Below are 17,150 nucleotides of genomic sequence, written 5' to 3'. Positions count from 1 at the left end.
ATTTCGGTTGAAAACGTGTACAATACAATTAAATAAAGATCTATTTTCTTAGCGTTTCTTTTCGACTATTTAAATAATCTAAAAAACAAAATTAAATTTACTAAATATTTACTTGAAGGAAGGATTGATTATTTTGACTATTTCAACTGAATCATTTGGACAAGGAATGCTTCTTTACACACTGACGAATAAAAATGGTGTGACTTTAAAAGCAACAGATTTTGGTGCGCGAATTGTTGCGCTCGACGTTCCTCTTACAAAAAATGAATCCCGATCACTCGTGCTAGGCTTTCCCTCAGCAGATGAATATTTGTCTAAAGACTTATATTTTGGTGCAACAATTGGTCGAACAGCTGGTCGAATTGCCGATGGCTCCTTTAAACTAGCGGGTAAAACGTATCAAACGATGATTAATACTCCTACTCAAACAACACTTCACGGCGGCACACCTGGGTTTGAAAGTAAAAAATGGCACAGCGAAATCCAAGAGGCACAAGTGAATCCTTCTGTGAAATTTTGGCTAGAGAGTCCTGCTGGTGAAAATGGTTTTCCTGGAAATCTCACTGTTTCAGTCACGTATACATTGACTGAAGAAAATGAATGGCAAATTGAGTATCAGGCAACTACAGATGAACAAACACTTTTTAATCCAACCAATCATGTCTACTTTAATTTAACTGGAAATCCTGCAATTCCCATTGATGCGCATGAGTTACAAATAAATGCCCAAAAGTTTGTCCCGCTTGATGAAAGAGTTTTACCGCTTGGAGAATTAGCTTCCGTCGACCAGACAGCTTTTGATTTACAAAAACCTAAAAAATTAGCTGAGGTTTTTTCAAGTACCGATGAACAAATTCAAAAGATGAACGGCTTCGATCACCCTTTCATCTTAACCAATCATGATTTAATTAACCCAGATGTTATCTTAAAAAGTCCTACTAAAGATATCACCTTAGAGATGTTCACTGATCAACCTTCAGTTGTTATTTTTTCAGCAAATTTTGCTGATAACGGTCCCGATATTCAAGGGCAAAAATTAGTCAATCACGGAGCGCTCACATTTGAAACCCAAGTCTGTCCTGGTGCTGAAAGATTTCCGTTGTTCGGTTCTATCACCCTCTCACCTGAACAGGAATTTCACTCAACGACCCGTTTCAAACTAATTTATTAAGTGAAATGGTGCTCTTAACCAAGCTTATCTTCGAACTAAAAAAGATAAGAATGGTTAAGAGCACTTCTATTATTTGACATTTTTAATCGCTCCATTTACACTATTTTCAATTAGAAAGGCGGTGATGTCTATGTATGCAATCAAATTTTTTCATGGCTATTTAACTGCAGATGGCAAACGTACGCGAGATAAATCAGGTTGTTTAGTTTACCACTCTGAAAAAGAAGCACAAAAATTAGCAGATAAAATTGGCGGGAGAGTTAAAAAAATTGGATAACCTTAGGTAAAGGATAGATAAGCAAGGCTATTTTGCTATCTGTCCTTTTTTATTTTACATATTCCTCGACTTATTGTATTGATTTGATACAATAGAGAAAAAGCCTAAAGGAGCGCTTACATGAAACAAAATGACTTTGATTATATGCAAATGTTAAAAGGTGAATTATATTACGCCCCCACCATTTTACCCGAAAACAAATCAACAAAAGGCAAGGTGTTAGCTCAAAAAATCAATCAACTTCCTATCGATAATGTGAAAGAAATTGTGGCCCTAGAAAAAGAATTATTAGGAAAAACTGGCAATGAGTTATATATCACCCCACCCCTCCATGTAGATTACGGTCGCCATATTGAGGTAGGAGAAAATTTTTATGCAAATATGGATTGCATTTTTTTAGATGTAAACAAAATCATCTTCGGTGATAATGTCATGGTTGGCCCTCGTGCTAGTTTTTATACTGCCGGCCATCCAATTGATCCAACGATTCGAACTGCAGAATTAGAATTCGGGACGCCAATTATTGTTGAAGATAACGTGTGGATTGGCGGAAGTGCCACCATTTTACCTGGCGTTACAATTGGAAAAAATGCTATTGTCGCTGCTGGTGCTGTGGTTACAAAAGACGTTCCTGCCAACACGATTGTTGGAGGTAATCCAGCAAAAGTCATTCGCAAAATTGATGAAAACGATCAGCAATTTTGGACAGAAAAGCAACGGCAGTATCAAATCGCTAAGAAGCAATTCTTTCATGAATAAAAAATCCCCAATCCAATGAAAATAACGGATTGGGGATTTTTATTTTAATTTTCTTCATAATAATTAAACATCCAATGGATGCCAAACTGATCTTTTAGGGAACCATACTTTTTGGACCAAAAAGTTTCAGATAATGGCATTGTAACAGTGCCACCTTCAGATAATCGTTTAAATAAGCGATCAATTTTTTCATCATCATCTGTGCTAACCACGAGCGAAAGGTTATTTCCTTCCGTAACTTCAAAACCAAACATATCAGGAACATCTGAAATCATTACATAGGTTCCTTCAATAATGATACTTGCGTTCATCACTAAATCCTTTATCTCGTCGTTTATAGGATGCTCAGGATCTTCAGGTGCTTCGCCAAAAGTCATTAAATTTTGACATTTTGTATCAAAAACATCTTCATAGAACGTAATTGCTTCTTTTGCTTCACCTTTAAAATTTATATACAGCTCTAACAAATGACTCACCTTCTTTCATGATCAAATTTTATACTTTATTTTCTCATGATTTGTCAGAAAGCAAAAATAGTCTGCTTAAAAATCTGATTTTTCTAGTAACAAGGTAACAAATTTTTCCAAATACAGTTGGTCAACCGCATCATAGCTATTTGTTACACCACTATCAATATCTAAAACACCGACCAATTGATGATTTTTTACCATCGGTACAACGATTTCAGACATCGCAGCTGAGTCACAAGAAATATAATTGGCGTGTGTCTTCACGTTATCAACAATCAATGTAGCTTGTTTTTCCGCGGACTCACCACAGACACCTTTGCCCATTTTAATTCTGGTACAAGAGACTTTCCCTTGAAAAGGCCCCAAAACTAATTCTTCATCTTTATATAAATAATACCCAGCAAAAACGGTATCTGGTAATGTTTGTGCAATTAACGCGGACGAGTTTGCTAAATTTGCAATAGCATCCGTTTCTATTTCTAACAAACCGCTCAATTGTTGTAAGCACAATTCGTAGGCTGCTTTTTTGTTTTCTCTCGTTTGTTCAGTCATGCTTGGTTCATCTCCTTCATTTTGTCTTATTATAAAGGAAGATACGCAAAAGTGCTATGTTAAAGTGAGTCAAACAAACTTGAAAAGCTGATCCACGTTGTGAGCAGAAGCACTTTATACGCATTAAACTGTGACGAGTAACCGCAGGACTAACACTGTGCGTTGCTCAGAGCTGAACCCCGTTTCCTCTGTTTGGCTTTTTAGCATTCTATTTCTACCTAATTTTAAAGCAAGTTAAACCCATTGTCCTTTCAACATAATCTGGCGTTTCTGCGGTTTTCTAGCAATCACTTCTGCTGTAGAAGCTGCTTCTGTAAAGATAAAGTTTGCTTCGTCGCCTTCTGTAAACCAAAGACGTTCTTCTTCAAATGAAAAAGGTGCTTCTTTGCCACAGCCATGGACGTAAGCTTGAGTAAGTTGCTCTTCTGTAATCTTTCCTGTCATTTCACAAAAATTACGTAATTTTTCAAATAAATCACCTGAAACATTAGAACTCCAAGAGTCAAAAAAGCCATCACTACCTAAATGAACCGATACACCAGCTTGGCGTAACACATCAATTGGTGGCAATAAATAACGAGGATCATAGGGAATTGTAGACATAATCGCCGTTTGATGCGTTGCCAAGCGTTGGTATAGTTTTTCTTTTTCTGCTGGTCGTACATCTAGCAGCGCAAAGGCGTGACTGATAGCGGTTCGCTGAGTAAATTTTCGTTCTTCTAAAATGTCTAAAAATTTATCAATTGTATAAACGCCAACTTCCCTCGTATCATGCAAGTGGATATCGATTCCTACTTGAAATTCTTCTGCCAGATCGAAAATAGTTTCTAAAGATTCTTCAATTGCATAATCAATGCCTGCAGGATCTAAACCGCCAACCATTGTTCCACCATTTTTTAGGGCTTCTCTCATGAGTAAAACCGTGTGGGGATTTTTTAATAATCCATGCTGTGGAAAGACAACAATATCATAATCAATCACATGCGCATATTTTTCTAAGGCTCTTTTGACGCCCCAGAAGTTTTCTAGTTCTACATAAGGATCAATGTTGACATGTGTCCGAATATAAGAGGCTCCATAACCAATCAATTTTTCAATCATGGCCGTCGCTCGTTGTTCTGTTGACGGAGCTAACAATTTAAGTTCACTGGCTTCGTCTGCTAAACGCTCTTTTAAATTTTTAACAGGTTGGCTAGCACGCCAGCCTAATGAAAGGTAGGTTTTATCTAAGTGATTATGACTCTCTTGAAAAGCGGGAATAGCCAGTTGTCCGTTTAAATCAGTGCCTTGTTGCTTTTCAGTGACTTGATTTTGCGGAATAATCGCTTGGATTTTGCCTTCTTGAATCGCTAAAGTATAGCGTGCGGTTTTAGTATACGTTAATTCGTGGTGGTCTTTAGCAAAACCAGTTTCTAAACGAACATTATTCAAATAAACAATGGATGCTGTCATTCTTTTTCCCCCTTTTGAACGGCTTCAACCAGTTGTCCTTTTAGTATCAGTTGTTGGATTGGCTGTTGGCGTGCAATCACGTGAGCAGTGCTCTCAGCATTAAATAGTAGGAAATCTGCAGAATCGCCGACATTAGGCCAAACTCGCTGCCCGTTAGGATCAAGAGGCGTTACAAAATTACTCGCTAAGCCCCATAAACGATTCAAGCGATACTCATCGCTAATTTTAAATCTTTGAGCGGCTGTATTTAATTTTTCTATTGTATTGCCACTGCCAAAAGGCGACCAATGATCCGTCAAACTGTCATGAGCCACGGAGATCTTAACACCTTGTTCAACCAAGGTTGGAATCGGCATGGTGGGCATTCCAATTGGTACAGTCGAAGTCAAATCAATACCTGTTTCGCTAAATTTTTGCGCAATGTCTCTAATTGCTGCTTCTTCTAAGCTCCCTAAGGCTAAAGCATGACTTAAAGTAACTTTGCCAAACATCTTTGCTTGTTCTGTATAATCAACAAATTTATTAAATTCATAAAGTCCCAAAGTATCACGGGCGTGTAAATGAACATCAATTTTTTTATTAAATGTGGTAGCTAATTCAAATATTTTTGCGATTGAATGATTCACATGACGATCCACAAGGGCTGGATCAACGCCGCCAACATGAGTTGCCCCCATGCGTAAGGCTTCGCGCATCAAAGGTTCGACTTGTGAGCGGAGTAATCCGTGTTGAGGAAAAGCCACAATTTCATGAGTAATGTATTGTTCATATCGACTAAATGCTTCTTTAGTGATTTCAATATGTTTCGTTCCAATAGATGGATCTACATTACAATGACTGCGAATATGATAATGGCCTTGTTGAATATACTGCTCAATAACTTGGCAAGCACGTTCTAAACTAGTTGGTAATTGTTCAGGTAACAGCCAAGTTTCTTCTTCAATACGTGTTAAAATTCCTTTCGTTAGTGGACGACAGGCCTTACAAGGTCCCCCAAAATACGTTTTATCAATATGAATATGCATTTCTCTTAGAGCAGGTAAAACGAGTTGCTGATTCACATCGATAACTGTTTCGTTCTCTAAAGGCCTTAACTGCGGTGCGACCGCAGTACAGACCTCGTTTTCAATTCGAATATCATAGCTAGCTGTTTCTGTCGCAACAATTCGCTGATTCACAGTAGAAAATCCTGTTTCTAATTTACAGTTTTTTAAAAGCATGACAAACCCCTTCCTACCTTCATTCAATTAGTTAACATAAGCCCATTTTAAACTGTACGTAGGTCCAAATGAATGCCAATACATATCCTTGATTTTTTGATTAGCTAATACAGAAATGCTTCGATTGTAGATTGGTGCTAAAACCGTTTCCTGATTCACCAAAATATCTTGTGCTTGAGCAAAGTCATTTAAACGAGCCTCTTGATCAGCCGCATGTGTTGTTCTAGTTTCTTGAATTAATTGATCATACGTATCACTCTTGAACGTTACGCCGCCCAAGGTACTATCCGAAGTAAAGATGCGCATAACTGTTAATGGATCACGATAATCGGTTCCCCAACCAGATAATTCTAAATCATAGTCTCTCGTTTGATCACGATCAACACGAATAGTAAAAGGAACTTGAGTAACATTCACTTCTAATCCATCTAGATTTTCTTCCAATTGAAATTGGAAAAACTCAGCAGCTTTTTTGGCGCTGTCTGTATCATCTGTTAAAAATTCTAATTTGATTTTATCCAGCCCAATTTCTTTTTTCCCTTTTTCCCAGAATTCTTTTGCTTTCGCTGTATCGTAGGTTAAGTAGTTATTTTTCTTAGCAGCTAGTTTTGTGAAATCTGTTCCATCTGGCGCAATCGTTTGTCCCGGAGGAATTACTTGATCTGTAGCCGTTGATTGATCTTGCAAGACTTCTTTTACAAAACTTTCTTTATCAAAAGCTTGTGCCAACGCTTTACGAATATTGTTGTTCGCTAAAGCCGGATTTTCTTTTCCATCACGAACGCTGTTCATTTTTAAAAAGTATGTGACGAATTGAGGAATTGAAAGAAAGTCTGGATTATCAACATAACCAGGAATAAATTCACCACTTAGCTTATTCACTACATCCAATTCATTCGAGTCAAACAAATTCACCGCTGTCGTTGGGCTCTTAATTACTGAAACTTTCGCTTCTGTTAATTTAACTTTTTCAGCATCCCAATACGTATCATTTTTTTCGTAGGTCCAGTCATCGGAAGAGGCATTATCCCATTCTTTCAATTTAAAAGGACCATTATAAATCAAATGTTCTGCATCAGTGGCATATTTATCCCCTTGTTCTTTGATATATTTTTCATTTTGCGGAAACAAAACAGGAAACGAAAGCAAAGATTTCAAATAAGGGGTGGGCCGTTCTAAAGTTATTTCTAACGTTTTATCATCTAGCGCCTTAACCCCAAGAGTATTCACATCTGCGCCTTCTAAAGCAATTTCCTTAGCATTTTTAATGACATCAAAAAATAAAGCTTGATGAATCGATCCTGATTTAGGGGAAGCAACTTGTTGCCATGCATAAACAAAGTCGTTTGCTGTTACTGGATCATCATTCGACCATTTGGCATCTTCTCTAATCTTAAATGTATAAACGGTTTCATCTTCAGAAATCGCTGGTTCTTCGGCAGCGACCCCCAACTCTAATTCATCTTCTTTACCTAAAACATAGAGTCCTTCATAAACTTGATTTATGACTAAAGTCGAGGTCGTATCCCCCGCTGTGTGTGGTTCCATTGTCGAAATAGCCGCTTCAGAACTAATTGCAATTTTTTGTTCCGCTGCTTTGTTACTATCAGCCGAGTTTCCCGTTCCCGCCTGACAAGCCGTTAAAGCTAAAAGCAAACCGACGCATCCTAACATTTTTAATTTCTTCATACCGATCCCTCCATTTTACAAACTATAACCTTCAAAGTTACCAGAATTTTCTGATAAAATATAGAAAAAGAAGCATATCTGATAAGAGTCTCAAAAAACTTACAGATTATAGAAATACTTGAGAAATTTAAAGTAGCTGAAACAATAGTAAAAGCATTAAAAATTAAGTATACTATTGCTATATCTTTAAACGATGCGTTTCTATAGGTTGTAAGCGCTGATTGTTCTTATTTGGTCATTTGTGACTACCAATCACGTAATGACTTGGAACTTTTTTCTATTAGTATAAGGATACCTTATTTTCCCTAAAATAGTTTTGTAACATCTTACAATAAATACACTTAATTTTTAGATAATTCATACAAAAGGAGGCCTTGCTAATGATGACGGTCACTGATCTACTCCATGCAGAAGAACTACCTGGTTTAACCTTATTGACGCACGAGACCAATTTAGATGCGCCAATTCTACAAGCAAATATTTTAGAAAATCCTGATGCTTTTGACTGGTTAACGCCAGGAGAAATTTTATTAACTACCGGCTATATTTTCAAAGATCAGCCTTGCTTGCAAAAACGTCTTATTCAAGAACTAGCAAATATGAACTGCGCTGCTCTAGGCTTTAAAGTCCAACGTTATTTCAATGAAGTTCCACAAGAGATGATCCAATTAGCGAATGACGTCGGATTACCAATTCTCTCAATCCCTTATAATTACAACTTTTCTCAAATTATTTCATTGGTCAATCGCCGAGTCAATCAACCTGACGAAACGATTAGCCAACATTCTGTTCATATGCATAATAAATTTTATACAATTATCAAAGCTGGCGGAAAAAGTACCCAATTACTGGAAGTATTAAGTGCCGCGATTCAAGCGCCTGTAATGCTTTTAGACGAGCGTTTTCAGATTATGAATCATTTTGATTTACCTGATGCGCCAACAAGAATCACCAGTATTTTAAACAACGCGACTCTCAAAAAACAGTTTGAGACAGCTTTAAAAGCCCAGAACAATGAGCTCCTATTATTTTATAAAGAACCATTGACTGTTGAATTTTCCTTAGCGAACCATCAGTTATCTTTGCGAATTTTACCCATCAAAAAGAAAAATCTCAGCTTATCTTACTTAGTGATTTGGCAAACTACCAAAAAATTACAGACGATTGATTTATTATCTGTAGAGGTCTGTGCTCACTACCTTTTACCACAACTTCAATTAGAATCTTCGGAAAATTTAACAACGAGGCAAAAGATCGGGGCGCTGTTTCAAGACCTTATCCAAGAAAAAAATACCAATCCTCAAGCTTGGCAAGAATTTAGTAATTATCTGCAATTAAATGAAAAAGATACATTTAGTCTCTTGCTTGTAGCCATTGAACAATTGGAACAACTGTTTAATCCGACTATTCAAATGAATAGCATTGGCCATCAATTGAATCATATTTTAGAAGGATATCGACAAAAAATTACTGCCTTTCCTACACAAACTGGCTTTATTTTATTACTAGAAAATCCAGCGCAAGAGGAAGCCACCTACCTTGCACAAACCACTCATCTTGCCAAGAATTTACTAGAGCAACTAATGAAACTGAATCCAAAATTATCATTTAAATTAGCGATTGGGCCAACTGTCAAAAAAATCACCAATCTGTGTGATTCTTATAAATTAGCACAAGAAACATTCCACTTAGCACAAGCAAGTCAAGAATTACAACAACGAACTATTTTGAATTATGACGACCTCTTTTTTTATCGTTTAATGATCGAAACCCTGACCAAACAAGCCAAACAAAAAATATATCAACGATTGATTGAACCATTAGAAAAAGAAGATCAAAAACATGAAAGTTCCCTACTAGAAACCATCAACACCTACTTTCAATCGAATAAAAATATTTCGTTGACTGCCACAAATATGTATGTACATCGTAATACAATTATTTACCGCTTAAAAAAAATAGAAGAGATTCTTCACTTAACTTTAGAATTTCCTGATAGTTCGCTACAACTAAGTTTGGCTGTTTATTTATATAAACAAAAATTACTATAAAAAGGCCACCACGAATAGTAAATCGTGGCGGCTTTTTTAACTGTTTCAATTTTGTTAGCGAATAATCATTACAGAAATCGGTGCATATCGAGCCATATAAGCTGCTTGGCTACCAAAAAAGCTTTTTAATTTGCTAGTTGACTTGGAGCCAATAATTAACAAATCTGGTTTATTCAAAGGAATAAGCTTATTAATAATTAATTCTCCTGGGTTCCCTTCATTGACAATTACACTTACTTTATCGATGCCATTCGCTAACGCTTCTTGTTGATATTTTTCCGTTTGTTTCTCTAATTTCGCCAACTGTTCTTGCCAATAATTTTTATCTAACGATTGGTAAACATTAATCTCTTTCTCTTCTAAAATCGAAACAATAACCAATTCAGCTTGTTCTTCTTTTGCTTTTTGGATAGCATAATGAAATGCTTTTAACGCATCTGGCGACTCTTCAACACCAACCATAATTTTTGAAAATTTCATTATTTAACCTCCTCTACTTGTTGCTCCATAGCTGCAAGCTGCTGTGCATATCGTTTATCGCCTTTATATAATTCCACAACCGTCCAAACTAACAAGAGGATGACGAGTGCTATGATGACATAGGCGATATTATCGGCTAACGTAATTTGACTCGCTGTCGGATTATCACCGAAAAATCCTTCAATTTGATCAGGTAAGCCTTTCATATTGAGGTAAATTAAGCCAATGACAGAAACCCAGCCTAACAATTTAATTAACCACGAGTTTTTAAAATGTTCACCCATTTCAACACGGCTATCTGTAAACATCAGTAAAGGCAACATCGAAAATGGCAAAGCAAATGCTAGAAAAACTTGTGAATTGTTCATTAAATTATTAATCGCAATATGCTCCTCCACTGTACTTTTTCCGCTGGTCATTAAAACACAAATTAAGACAGGAATAACAGATAACAAACGTGTGACCATCCGACGTAACCAAATTGGTACGCGCATATGAATAAACCCTTCCATAATAATTTGACCAGTTAAGGTTCCTGTAATTGTTGAATTTTGTCCTGATGCCAATAAGGCTACCGCAAATAAAATTGATAAAATTCCAGAACCTGCAATATGCGCTAAAATAGAATTACTCATAACCGCTGGATTTGATAAAGCATCAAACAAACCAAAGAATGAAGGATCTTTGACACTGCCGGATTTAAAAACGGCCACACCCATAATCAATAACAAAGAGTTAACAAAAAATGCCATCGTTAATTGAATATTAGAATCCCAAGTTGAAAAGCGTAAAGCGCGTTGAATATCGGTTTTATCTTTACGATCAATTTTACGACTTTGGACAACAGAAGAATGTAAATACAAATTATGAGGCATCACTGTTGCACCAATAATCCCCAATGCACCTGTCAGTGGCGTTTGCCCATTCACCGCATGTGATGTAGAAAAAGCTTCTGCGCTAGGAACCAGCCCTTTAATTACATCTCCCCATACTGGATTTGACAATGCCACTTGATAAGCAAAAATCACAAAAATAACAACAATTAAAGCAACAACAATAGCTTCAATTTTTCTAAAACCAATTTTTGTCAATAACAACAAAAGTAAAACATCAAATACCGTAATGAAGACAGCCAGACCTAAAGGAATATGAAATAATAAATATAAGGCAATTGCGCCCCCGATAACTTCAGCGATATCTGTAGCCATAATTGCTAACTCTGTTAAAATCCATAATACAATACCTAACGTCTTACTAGTTCTAGCACGAATCGCTTGTGCTAAATCCATCTGTGAAACAATGCCTAATTTAGCAGCCATATATTGGAGCAACATTGCAATCAAACTGGAAATTAAAATAATCGACATCAATAAATATTGAAAATTTTGTCCCCCAGTAATTGAAGTAGACCAGTTTCCTGGATCCATATACCCCACTGCTACCAATGCTCCTGGACCTGAGTAAGCAAATAACGTTTTCCAAAAACTCATATTTTTAGGCACGTCGATGGTGCCATTAATTTCTTCAAGCGAAGGACCATTTGCATATTCAATCAAATGATGTCTTTGCTTTGGTTCATGTTCTTCTGAATTTTTCAATTCAATTCCTTCTTTCGTTTTGCAATAATTTTAAAAGGCCCTTCCCGTTAGAAGGTTAACCTCTAGTATATTTTAGGTACACCTAAAATATACTGCTAAAAATAACAAAATGCAAGACTTGAAAGAAAATTTTGACAGTGTAAAAATAGATTGTCGTAAATGTGCGATCTTAAAGTTTGAAGAAATCAGGGTAGCTGGTAGTTGATTATCTTAAGAAGTAGAAAATAAGGGACCTAAGTCATTTCGGCTTAGGTCCCTTATTTTATTTTTATTCGGTTATTCTATTAAGAATGGATGCTACAATTTCTGTCGTGTCAGCTGAATGATTTCTAAAAATCTCGGTAAACTTAATCTGACGAAAACCTTCAAGTACTTCGGGCAACTTATTTTTCCCCCATTCAAAAGTTCCATCATTTCTTTTCAATAATCTTTGTAAAATTTCTTCTTTCTCGACCGCTAACAAAAAATGATAAACGTCAATGCCTGCTCGTCTCAGATATCCAATCAGCTCTTCTTCATATTCATTTTTATAAAGGGTCATTGTAACAATAATCGGCCGTCCAGACTCTTTGGACATTCGTTTTAATAAATGAGCATTCCAGCAACGCCATTCCTGATACTCCTGAAAATCATTTTCTTTCATTTCTTCGGGAACTAGCTCCATCAATGCACTACCAATAATTTCTGGATCATAAATGATTGCGTTGGGAAGTTTTTGTTGTAACTCATGTGCAATGGTCGTTTTTCCGGATCCAAACGCACCGTTTAACCAAATAATTATCATAATTTCCTTTCTTCTGAACAAATTTCTTTGTTGTTTAATTTAGGTGCTAGATTACTTTTAATTTTTTTAGCCATTCACTTATAGTTACTACTTACATCTTTAACAGTAAACGAGACAAACTAAAAATACAACATCCTACGCTATTAACCTCGGGTTATATAACATACTCATCTGATAATTTCTCCCTAAAAAAACAGAATGTGGGCAATCTTTTTAAGAATAATTGAATAGAATAACAACAAACAGTAATTCAGGTATAACCAGCTAGAAATTGTTTTATTTTTAGTCACGAGTATGATAAGCATGTAAATCAAATAGAATCATATTAGGTGAGGTTACTCTGAAGAACACAGGTTATCGCTCGGAAATGTCGAGAGACAGTAACGAGTAAAGCAGGGATTGTCGAATTAAGGCTTTCCTAAGATAACTAGAATTTTTTTCTTACGTCTCAGAAAGCCAAAGCTCAATTATTGTGATTACCCTATAATCTTCTTCTTTTATTCGGCGACCTCTTTAATATGATTAATTGGAGGTTTTTAAATTGAAAGCTGTCACTGCATCATCTAAGAAAAATACCCTACTTGCTAAAAGTATCGGGAATCTTACCTTGCTCATCATTTTAGGCATTTTCATTTTTATCATCGTCTTCTCTTGGCTAAAAATGAATCGCCCTCTCCACACCCTTCCCTCAGAAGAATTCCTCGCAACACCAAGTAAAACAGATGATTTCTTATCTCCATCAAATCTTTTTTACTTTTCAATTCGAACCATGTTTCGAATGATTGTGGGGATGGCTTGGTCCTTCCTGTTTTCCTTTGTTTTTGGTATTTTAGCCGTAAAATATAAAACGGCACGAAGAGTCATTTTACCATTAGTTAATTTCCTTGAATCTGTTCCATTGCTAGGTTTTTTGACCTTTACAACTGCTTGGTTACTTGGTTTATTTCCAGGAAATGTGATGGGCGCAGAAGCGGTTGCTATTTTTGCCATCTTCACAGGTCAAGCTTGGAACATCATGTTGACTCTTTATCAAATAATGGAAGTTATTCCTTCAGATCTAGTCAATGTGACCGATCAGTTCAAGTACAATGCTTGGGAAAAATTTTGGCGGCTTGAATTTGTTTACTCAATTCCTGGCTTACTTTGGAACGTTATTATTTCTCAAACTGCGGCTTGGTTTGCCTTGGTGGCCAGCGAGCAAGCTTCTGTTGCCTTTCCTAAAGAAACCAACCTTTATTTACCAGGAATTGGTTCTTATATCCAAGTAGCATTAAATCGAGCCGACTTTAAATCCTGTTTATGGGCTGTTTTTGCCTTATTAATCAATGTGGTGATTTTAAACTTTTTAGTTTTTCAACCTTTAGTTCGAGCCACTTATTATTTTAAATATGAAACAGATGTCGAAAGTACGACGCCACCTAAATCCATCATTTATCATTTATTAAAAAAAGCAACTTTAACGAAATACTTTTCAAAAGCTTTTGTGAAATTCAGTCATTTTTGGATTTACGATTTACCAAAAGTTTGGTACTTTTTCAAGCTAGACTATCTCTATCGATTACTAGCAAAATTACGCCATTTCTTCAAAACATTATGGTATGTCAGCTTAACCATTATTGGGGTTTATTGTTCTATTAAGCTCTATCATTTCTTGCCCCATCAAGATTTCAGCATGATTCCTAGATTAACCCTTTATACTACACTACGGGTTACCTTGGCCATGGTCGTTGCTGGCATTATCTTTACTCCCTTAGCAATCTGGGTTGCGAATGATAATCGGCGCTTAAGTATCGTTCAACCGATTGGACAAATTTTAGGCTCCATTCCGTCAAATGTTTATACTCCATTCATTGTGTTGATTATTAGTATGGGCTTCAACAAATTAGAATGGTGGATTTTACCACTCATCATGGTTGGTTGCCAATGGTATTTTTTCTTTAATGTAATTGCTGGCTACTTAGCCATCCCTGATGATATTCGTGACGTAACCAAACTTTTTAAATTATCTAAATGGCAATGGTGGACAAAATTTTTGATCCCTTCTATTTTACCTTACCTCATTACAGCAATTATTAACGCTGCTGGTGCTGCTTGGAACGCTGATATCGCAGCAGAAAGCATTCAATGGGGCAAAAAATCAATAGATGTTACTGGCCTAGGACAATATATTGCGGCAAACGATGGCGTAAAAGATAAATCTGCCTTAGGAACCTTAGCGATGTGTTTCGTTGTTGGTTTATGTATCGCCTTTGTTTGGCAACCTTTATATCGAGCAGCAAAACAAAAATTTCACTATTAATAGCTGGACGACTCAACTCGACTAAATTTTTAAGATAAACTAGAGAGGAGAACGATAGGTGATTTCCCTTGACCTATCTAATAAGACGATGGAAAATAAAGAATTATTAAGCATAAAATCAGTATATAAAGAATTTGAAATTGAAGGACATTCAGAACATTTAAAAGTCCTTGAAAATATTGATTTAACAGTTAAAACGAATGAATTTTTAAGTATTATCGGACAATCAGGAACAGGAAAATCAACGTTGCTCAGAAGTATTGCTGGACTTCTTCGTACAACTAGAGGTGAAATTACTTTTGAAGATAAAATCATTAATGAGCCTGATGCCAATATCGGCATGGTTTTTCAACATTTTGCCCTTTTTCCTTGGTTGACAGTTGAAAAAAATATCAGCTTTGGCTTAGAAAACCGTAAAGAAATTTCTCGCGAACAAATAAATAAAAGAGTCAGTAATCTCATTGAAATGATTGGTTTAACTGGTTTTGAAAAAGCTTATCCCAGAGAGTTATCTGGTGGAATGAAACAGCGTGTAGGCTTTGCTCGTGCTTTAGCCATCGAACCTAGCTTATTGCTCTTAGACGAACCTTTTTCAGCTTTAGATATCATTACAGCCAGCCAATTATCTAACGATTTATTAGAAATTTGGCTAAACAATCAAATTGCGACTAAATTAATTGTGATGATCACGCATGATGTTCAACAAGCAGTTCAACTTTCTGATCGGGTTGTATTAATGGATGCAAATCCTGGTCGTATTGCCAAAATTTACTCAATCGATATCCCCAGAAATCAACGTTCGCCAAAAACAACCATTGATATTGTAGAACAAATAACAGAAGAAATGGTTCGTCGCATTCATTTGTAAATAGAACTGTTTTGACTTCTGCTTATGTCTTGACAAAGAGTTACTTAAAAGACTATTATTTCTTTGTAATAAGTTAGGTGAGGCTCCTATACAAACATAGGCTATTGCTCAGAAATGTCGAGAGACACCAATGAGTAGAACAAGACTGGTCGAGGAGAAGGCTTTTCTCAAAATAGCTAAGAGTGATCTTTACGTTGTATAGTGCTAAAGCTCAACGTTCATGTTGATATATATTTTTAGTCTCTAGTCAATCAGTTAAGTAAGTACTTTTATTTAAAATTAAGAGAGGAGTGAAAGTATGACTACTATGTTAGCAATCATTGGAACTGTTGCAATCATCACAGTTCAAGTTATTGAATATAATATGACAGAAATTCATATTCCTACTGCAGGAACATTTAATGACGATGATGCAGAACCCCCACATTCTTCTGTAACCCTTGTATTTATTCGCACTATACTTATCACTCTCTCACTTAACTTTCCATCTCATTTTTTTGAGATGGTTTTTTTATGTATTCTAGAAAATAATAAACAAAAAAGACTGTTAAATCAATGATTTAACAGTCTTTAGTATACCGGCGGCCGGGGTCGAACCGGCACTCCCGTGAAGGAACTGGATTTTGAGTCCAGCGCGTCTGCCAATTCCGCCACGCCGGCAAGATATTTTGGAAGGCGGTAACCGGATTTGAACCGGTGATGAAGGTTTTGCAGACCTCTGCCTTACCACTTGGCTATACCGCCATATTCCATTTTTGTTACAAAAAAACTGGGGTAGCTGGATTCGAACCAACGCATGACGGAGTCAAAGTCCGTTGCCTTACCGCTTGGCTATACCCCAATAAAATTACAAAGGGCGACCGATGGGAATCGAACCCACGAATGCCAGAGCCACAATCTGGTGTGTTAACCACTTCACCACGATCGCCGTAATCTTAAAAAGTGTATCTATTAAATAATTAAATGGCAGGGGCAGCAGGAATTGAACCCACACCAACGGTTTTGGAGACCGTTGTTCTACCTTTAAACTATGCCCCTAAAATGGAGGAAAGTGGATTCGAACCACTGAACCCTAAGGAACGGATTTACAGTCCGTCGCGTTTAGCCACTTCGCTATTCCTCCATAAATGGCGTGAGACAGAGTCGAACTGCCGACACACGGAGCTTCAATCCGTTGCTCTACCAACTGAGCTACCACGCCTAAAACAAAAGCTTGTTCAAATAATTTTCAAGTAACAACATTAAATGGCGGTTCCGACGGGATTTGAACCCGCGATCTCCTGCGTGACAGGCAGGCATGTTAACCCCTACACCACGGAACCAACCGAGTAATGGAGGTTAACGGGATCGAACCGCTGACCCCCTGCTTGTAAGGCAGGTGCTCTCCCAGCTGAGCTAAACCTCCAAAAAGGAATGTTACTATTAAAATAAATGACCCGTACGGGACTCGAACCCGTGTTACCGCCGTGAAAGGGCGGTG

General features: G+C 36.7%; 15 protein-coding genes, 10 tRNA genes and 2 riboswitches (1 of these 27 running past the window's edge). Of the genes, 7 read left to right on the top strand and 18 right to left on the bottom strand.

From position 1 onward, the window contains the following. The first annotated feature begins 112 nt into the window (after positions 1 to 112). The 3 genes from galM to PYW42_RS04555 all read left to right on the top strand — a co-directional run bounded on the left by galM (position 113) and on the right by PYW42_RS04555 (position 2,207). Entirely contained in the window at positions 113 to 1,171 is a 1,059-nt protein-coding gene (gene galM, locus PYW42_RS04565) for a galactose-1-epimerase (RefSeq protein WP_002406988.1), read from the top strand. Positions 1,172 to 1,301: 130 nt separating this feature from the next. Then, positions 1,302 to 1,448, top strand: coding sequence for a hypothetical protein (locus PYW42_RS04560; protein WP_002384758.1), 147 nt, complete (start codon positions 1,302 to 1,304; stop codon positions 1,446 to 1,448). Between the two features lie 120 nt (positions 1,449 to 1,568). Continuing rightward, positions 1,569 to 2,207 (top strand): sugar O-acetyltransferase, encoded by a 639-nt coding sequence (locus PYW42_RS04555; RefSeq protein WP_002379300.1) that lies wholly within the window; start codon positions 1,569 to 1,571, stop codon positions 2,205 to 2,207. A gap of 44 nt (positions 2,208 to 2,251) precedes the next feature. On the opposite strand, the gene PYW42_RS04550 is transcribed toward PYW42_RS04555, so the two are convergent. The 5 genes from PYW42_RS04550 to PYW42_RS04530 form a co-directional block, all read right to left on the bottom strand. Next, positions 2,252 to 2,683: a VOC family protein gene (locus PYW42_RS04550; protein WP_002395025.1), complete on the bottom strand. Its 432-nt coding sequence runs from the start codon at positions 2,681 to 2,683 to the stop codon at positions 2,252 to 2,254. A gap of 66 nt (positions 2,684 to 2,749) precedes the next feature. Further along, positions 2,750 to 3,229 (bottom strand): GAF domain-containing protein, encoded by a 480-nt coding sequence (locus tag PYW42_RS04545; RefSeq protein WP_002358155.1) that lies wholly within the window; start codon positions 3,227 to 3,229, stop codon positions 2,750 to 2,752. Between the two features lie 234 nt (positions 3,230 to 3,463). After that, positions 3,464 to 4,681 (bottom strand): amidohydrolase, encoded by a 1,218-nt coding sequence (locus PYW42_RS04540; protein WP_002388777.1) that lies wholly within the window; start codon positions 4,679 to 4,681, stop codon positions 3,464 to 3,466. Further along, positions 4,678 to 5,928, bottom strand: a complete 1,251-nt coding sequence (locus PYW42_RS04535; RefSeq protein WP_002409355.1) for an amidohydrolase family protein — start codon at positions 5,926 to 5,928, stop codon at positions 4,678 to 4,680. Before PYW42_RS04535 ends, PYW42_RS04540 begins: the two co-directional genes overlap by 4 nt. Continuing rightward, positions 5,929 to 7,590 (bottom strand): peptide ABC transporter substrate-binding protein, encoded by a 1,662-nt coding sequence (locus PYW42_RS04530; RefSeq protein WP_002409356.1) that lies wholly within the window; start codon positions 7,588 to 7,590, stop codon positions 5,929 to 5,931. A 380-nt stretch (positions 7,591 to 7,970) separates the two neighbouring features. On the opposite strand from PYW42_RS04530, the gene PYW42_RS04525 reads away from it, so the two are divergent. After that, positions 7,971 to 9,641 carry a PucR family transcriptional regulator gene (locus PYW42_RS04525; protein ID WP_002388916.1) on the top strand — a complete coding sequence of 557 codons (1,671 nt, stop codon included), beginning with the start codon at positions 7,971 to 7,973 and terminating at the stop codon, positions 9,639 to 9,641. A 54-nt stretch (positions 9,642 to 9,695) separates the two neighbouring features. On the opposite strand, the gene PYW42_RS04520 is transcribed toward PYW42_RS04525, so the two are convergent. From PYW42_RS04520 to PYW42_RS04510, 3 genes are all read right to left on the bottom strand, one after another. Further along, positions 9,696 to 10,121 carry a universal stress protein gene (locus PYW42_RS04520; protein WP_002358161.1) on the bottom strand — a complete coding sequence of 142 codons (426 nt, stop codon included), beginning with the start codon at positions 10,119 to 10,121 and terminating at the stop codon, positions 9,696 to 9,698. After that, positions 10,121 to 11,719 (bottom strand): Nramp family divalent metal transporter, encoded by a 1,599-nt coding sequence (locus tag PYW42_RS04515; protein ID WP_002382010.1) that lies wholly within the window; start codon positions 11,717 to 11,719, stop codon positions 10,121 to 10,123. The genes PYW42_RS04520 and PYW42_RS04515 overlap by 1 nt, the downstream gene beginning before the upstream one ends. Before the next feature lie 268 nt (positions 11,720 to 11,987). Then, positions 11,988 to 12,503 (bottom strand): P-loop nucleotide/nucleoside kinase family protein, encoded by a 516-nt coding sequence (locus PYW42_RS04510; protein ID WP_002388943.1) that lies wholly within the window; start codon positions 12,501 to 12,503, stop codon positions 11,988 to 11,990. A 314-nt stretch (positions 12,504 to 12,817) separates the two neighbouring features. Next, positions 12,818 to 12,985: riboswitch (M-box (ykoK) riboswitch) on the top strand. A 44-nt stretch (positions 12,986 to 13,029) separates the two neighbouring features. Between PYW42_RS04510 and PYW42_RS04505 the strand changes: the two genes are divergently transcribed. The 3 genes from PYW42_RS04505 to PYW42_RS04495 all read left to right on the top strand — a co-directional run bounded on the left by PYW42_RS04505 (position 13,030) and on the right by PYW42_RS04495 (position 16,229). Further along, a complete protein-coding gene (locus tag PYW42_RS04505; RefSeq protein ID WP_002384764.1) occupies positions 13,030 to 14,802 on the top strand; it encodes an ABC transporter permease subunit in 1,773 nt (590 codons plus the stop codon). 88 nt (positions 14,803 to 14,890) lie between these two features. Beyond that, complete coding sequence (locus tag PYW42_RS04500; protein ID WP_002410992.1) at positions 14,891 to 15,670, top strand: ABC transporter ATP-binding protein; 780 nt, start codon at positions 14,891 to 14,893, stop codon at positions 15,668 to 15,670. 62 nt (positions 15,671 to 15,732) lie between these two features. Beyond that, positions 15,733 to 15,900, top strand: a riboswitch (M-box (ykoK) riboswitch). 68 nt (positions 15,901 to 15,968) lie between these two features. Beyond that, a complete protein-coding gene (locus PYW42_RS04495) occupies positions 15,969 to 16,229 on the top strand; it encodes a hypothetical protein (protein WP_002363651.1) in 261 nt (86 codons plus the stop codon). Between the two features lie 17 nt (positions 16,230 to 16,246). Here PYW42_RS04495 and PYW42_RS04490 read toward each other — a convergent pair. The 10 genes from PYW42_RS04490 to PYW42_RS04445 form a co-directional block, all read right to left on the bottom strand. Beyond that, positions 16,247 to 16,330, bottom strand: a tRNA-Leu gene (locus PYW42_RS04490). A 13-nt stretch (positions 16,331 to 16,343) separates the two neighbouring features. Continuing rightward, positions 16,344 to 16,414, bottom strand: a tRNA-Cys gene (locus PYW42_RS04485). 25 nt (positions 16,415 to 16,439) lie between these two features. Further along, positions 16,440 to 16,511 (bottom strand) — tRNA-Gln (locus tag PYW42_RS04480). Between the two features lie 14 nt (positions 16,512 to 16,525). After that, positions 16,526 to 16,598 (bottom strand) — tRNA-His (locus tag PYW42_RS04475). Positions 16,599 to 16,634: 36 nt separating this feature from the next. Continuing rightward, positions 16,635 to 16,708, bottom strand: a tRNA-Trp gene (locus tag PYW42_RS04470). Between the two features lie 4 nt (positions 16,709 to 16,712). Beyond that, positions 16,713 to 16,793: transfer RNA gene (locus tag PYW42_RS04465), tRNA-Tyr, on the bottom strand. A gap of 5 nt (positions 16,794 to 16,798) precedes the next feature. Next, positions 16,799 to 16,871 (bottom strand) — tRNA-Phe (locus tag PYW42_RS04460). A 45-nt stretch (positions 16,872 to 16,916) separates the two neighbouring features. After that, a tRNA-Asp gene (locus tag PYW42_RS04455) sits at positions 16,917 to 16,992 on the bottom strand. 10 nt (positions 16,993 to 17,002) lie between these two features. After that, positions 17,003 to 17,075 (bottom strand) — tRNA-Val (locus PYW42_RS04450). A gap of 27 nt (positions 17,076 to 17,102) precedes the next feature. After that, positions 17,103 to 17,150, bottom strand: a tRNA-Glu gene (locus PYW42_RS04445) (it continues 24 nt past the right edge of the window).

This window comes from Enterococcus faecalis (genome assembly GCF_029024925.1).
In the GTDB taxonomy this organism is placed as follows: Bacteria; Bacillota; Bacilli; order Lactobacillales; family Enterococcaceae; genus Enterococcus; species Enterococcus faecalis.
Note: the sequence above shows the minus strand (reverse complement) of the source record. Positions and strands in the feature narration are given on the sequence as shown.